Origin of the sequence: Halomonas sp. 3D7M, from assembly GCF_014897885.1 — a bacterium.
Classification (GTDB): domain Bacteria; phylum Pseudomonadota; class Gammaproteobacteria; order Pseudomonadales; family Halomonadaceae; genus Vreelandella.
Map to the genome: position 1 here is coordinate 17,049 of NZ_JABUZF010000226.1, position 3,539 is coordinate 20,587.

Sequence of the window (3,539 nt, forward strand, 5' to 3'; positions counted from 1 at the left end):
TATGCTGGCGTTAGATGATCTAATCGCTGCACACCGTAATGGTGTTGAAAAGGTCATGGATAGCCGTGTTGTGGAAGCCTTTAGAACGCTGCTTACCAGCGCTATGAGCGATAAAGCGGTGCTGGCAGAAATGCTGACGCTACCCTCTGAAGCCTATATTGCCGAGCAGCAGCCGATTGTAGATGTGGACGCGATACACGCCGCTCGCGAATTCGTGCGTCAGTCGTTAGCCGTTGCGCTGCGTGATGAATTTGTCGCCGTGTATAAAGCGAACCAACGCGATGAACCCTACGCGCCAACGCCTGAACAGATCGCCCAGCGTAGCCTCAAAAACGTCGCCTTAACTTATTTAATGGCGATTGAGGACGAAGCGGGCATTACGTTTTGCGAAACGCAGTTTGCTGCGGAACATAACATGACCGATGTTCGTCTTGCGCTGACCTTGTTGGTTCATAGTGACTGTGATGATATCGCGTCTCCAGCACTGAAGACCTTTGGCGAAAAATGGGCACATGACCCGTTGGTGATGGATCAGTGGTTCACCATACAGGTGTCACGCCCGCAGCCAGATGTTCTGGAACGTGTTCAATATCTAATGCAGCACCCAGCATTTTCAATTAAGAACCCTAATAAAGTGCGTGCCCTGATCGGAGCCTTTGCCCAAAATCGGATTAATTTCCATCGTTTAGATGGTAAAGGATACGCGCTGTTAGCCGATGTGGTTATTGAGCTAAATCGCCTGAATCCCGAAATAGCCGCACGGCTGGTGACACCGTTAACCCGTTGGCAGCGTTTCGACGAAGAACGTCAGCAGCTAATGCGCGATGAACTTGTGCGTATTAAGCAGGAGCCTTTATCGTCAAACGTATTCGAAGTTGTTGAGAAAGCGCTGGCATAAGGTAAGCCAGCGAACTAACCATGGAGAGGGAATGCGCCGGTGACAGATACACAGCAGCACTATTTACTGATTATTAACGGTAAGTCTGCCGGTAACCCGGCGCTGCGCGAAGCTGTTGAAGAGCAGCGCAAGGCAGGGATGTCAATCATCGTACGTTCGACCTGGGAAGGCGGCGATGCCGCTGAATTCGCAGCCCAGGCGGTCGAGCTGGGCGCTACGCGGGTCATTGCCTGCGGTGGCGATGGTACCGTTAATGAAGTGGTTAACGGGCTCATGCGGATTGCTCATGATCTGCGACCAGCACTAGGCATTGTGCCGTTAGGCAGTGCCAACGATTTTGCTACTTCCCTCGGTTTGCCGCTGGAGCCAGGGCCAGCGCTTGAGGCCGCAGGACACTTGTCTCCAGCGCCGATTGATGTGATCAGAATGACCGCTCAGTCAGGCGCAGAAGAAGCGGTTAGTTATTACGTCAACATGACAACTGGCGGATTTGGCGCCGAAATTACCTCATCAACCCCCAAAACGCTAAAGCGCATGTTAGGTGGTGGCGCATACTCCCTAATGGGCGCTTTGAAAGCATGGCGGCACCGTAGTTATTGCGGCACGTTGCATTGGGGGGACCAGCAGCAAGAAGCATCGTTGTTACTTCTCGCGTTGGGCAATGGTCGCCAATCTGGCGGCGGGCAAGTATTAGCGCCAAGAGCTAAGCTCGACGATGGCCGTTTCGATGTGCTACTGGTCAAGGACTTTTCATCAGCGGCAGAGTTGCCGACGTTGCTAAATGAGCTGCAGCAGTTTCCAGCCGAAGGGCGCTTTGTGCGCTATTTTACCGCCAGCCAGCTGTCGGTGACGACTCAGCCAGATGACGAACCTTGGCCGTTAACCTTAGATGGAGAGGCGCGTCGCTATGAGCGATTTTGCGTCGAAGTCGTGCCGCTTGCCTTGAAAGTGCTGCTGCCGGAAGGGTGCTCACTATTGACGGCTAATGATCGCCACTAAGTGTTTTTTATTACTTGAATCACTGTTAAGGAGAAAGCCCAATGGTAAATCGCTTTTGGATGCCACTACTGGCCAGTCTCGCGCTGCTGCTAAGCGCCTGCGGCGATGCTCAGGAAGACGCCACGCCAGAAAACGAAGAGAGCACCTCTAGCAGTGACGTTGATGCTCAACAGGCACCTACTGCTGCAGATGGCAGCGAAGAGACGGATGACGCCGCTAGTGCGGATGATATCGAAGAGGACATTGAAGCGCGCCAAGCGGCAGAGGAACTAGAGGAGGCAGAGGCACTGAGAGATGACAGTAATGATGCATCGGAAGCTTCAACCTCGCCCAATAACGAAGAGGTGCAGGCGGATGAAGACACGCTTGCAGCGGACCCTGAAGATGCTCTCGATGAAGCCAGTGCTATGCCTGGCGAAACCACTCGTTCAGATGTCGATGACGTTATTGCTGAGACCGAGCGCCGCTTTGAAGAAGCTCAGCGTCGCTTAGATGAGCAGTTTCAAGAAGTCGAGCAGCAAACACCGGCCTTGGAGCCGATGGATGGTGACGCTCCAACCCCAAGTTGGGAAACGGAGTCCAGCTTGCCCGGTACGTCTGACTTAGATGATCATTTGGAGGCCACCGACGTAGATGCGCTAATTGAAGACACTGAGCGACGTTTTGAAGAAGCGCAAAAGCGTTTAGAAGAGCAGTTTGAGGCCCTCGAGAGTGAGCAGCCGATCAGTGAAAGTATGGAGAGTGTCGGTGAGGAGCAAGAAACTGAGCGTGCTCAGGAGTAATGTGCTTACATAATCAGGGAATATGAATAAGGCCCGCTGCATGAGCGTGCCTTGTTTTATTCCTCTGGTGTTAGACCGGACGAATGTTAGAAGCCTGAAGGCCTTTTTTACCTTGTGTTACCTCAAAGCTGACTTTTTGACCGTCTTGCAGGGTCTTGAAACCTTCAGCTTGAATTTCGGAGAAGTGGGCAAATAGATCGTCACCGCCGTCATCAGGAGAGATGAAGCCGTAACCTTTGGTCTCGTTGAACCACTTGACAGTGCCAGTCGCCATCGTCCATATCCTTAACATGCTTAATGATTGGGCATGCATCCATTGTGAATGCCTGCCAAAATTAATGTAGAAGCAAATAATTCAGACGTCCAGTTGCGGACCTAAGATTTTTTAACTTTTGGTGGGCTTCCTCTTATGATGCAAATCGGCTTTATCGATGCTCAGTTTGTCTCGTTCCTTGTGGCGATAACGCTGCTATCAGTAAGCCCTGGGGTTGATACGCTGCTCGTCATTCGCAACACTGCCCGTGGTGGTGTTCGAGATGGTGTTGCAACAAGTATTGCTATTTGCTGCGGGTTGTTCGTCCACGCAACTATTTCAGCGTTGGGTATTTCGCTGATACTGCTGCAGTCGGCCTGGGCATTTCATATGCTAAAACTGGTGGGGGCGGCTTACCTGATTTGGCTAGGCGTCTCCAGCCTGCTGGCGGCGCGTCGTGGCACTCCCTTGCCTGTTCAAGGCGTGATGACAAGCGGCTCACCAGTGCCATTTTGGCAACCCATCAAAGAAGGGTTGCTGTCCAATGTCTTGAACCCCAAAACCGTGGTGTTCTATATGGCATTTTTACCCCAATTTATTTCGCCTT

General features: G+C 52.1%; 5 protein-coding genes. 4 read left to right on the plus strand and 1 reads right to left on the minus strand.

Annotated features, from left to right (window positions below):
- From INT22_RS20980 to INT22_RS12735, 3 genes are all read left to right on the plus strand, one after another.
- Positions 1-898: aminopeptidase N C-terminal domain-containing protein (locus INT22_RS20980; RefSeq protein WP_226912692.1), on the plus strand; the 898-nt coding region annotated here is incomplete at its 5' end.
- 39 nt (positions 899-937) lie between these two features.
- Positions 938-1,897 (plus strand): lipid kinase YegS, encoded by a 960-nt coding sequence (yegS, locus tag INT22_RS12730; RefSeq protein WP_193068336.1) that lies wholly within the window; start codon positions 938-940, stop codon positions 1,895-1,897.
- A gap of 41 nt (positions 1,898-1,938) precedes the next feature.
- Complete coding sequence (locus tag INT22_RS12735) at positions 1,939-2,679, plus strand: hypothetical protein (RefSeq protein WP_193068337.1); 741 nt, start codon at positions 1,939-1,941, stop codon at positions 2,677-2,679.
- A 70-nt stretch (positions 2,680-2,749) separates the two neighbouring features.
- Here the strand turns inward: INT22_RS12735 and INT22_RS12740 are convergent, their stop codons facing one another.
- Positions 2,750-2,953: a cold-shock protein gene (locus INT22_RS12740; RefSeq protein WP_009721950.1), complete on the minus strand. Its 204-nt coding sequence runs from the start codon at positions 2,951-2,953 to the stop codon at positions 2,750-2,752.
- A 135-nt stretch (positions 2,954-3,088) separates the two neighbouring features.
- Between INT22_RS12740 and INT22_RS12745 the strand changes: the two genes are divergently transcribed.
- The coding region (locus INT22_RS12745) for a LysE family translocator (RefSeq protein WP_226912693.1) at positions 3,089-3,539 on the plus strand (451 nt) is incomplete at its 3' end.

What these genes read in the sequence shown, in the direction of transcription:
- INT22_RS12735 (WP_193068337.1), top strand. Translation starts at nt 1,939, where the DNA reads ATGGTAAATCGCTTTTGGATGCCACTACTGGCCAGTCTCGCGCTGCTG.
- INT22_RS12740 (WP_009721950.1), bottom strand. Translation starts at nt 2,953, where the DNA reads ATGGCGACTGGCACTGTCAAGTGGTTCAACGAGACCAAAGGTTACGGC.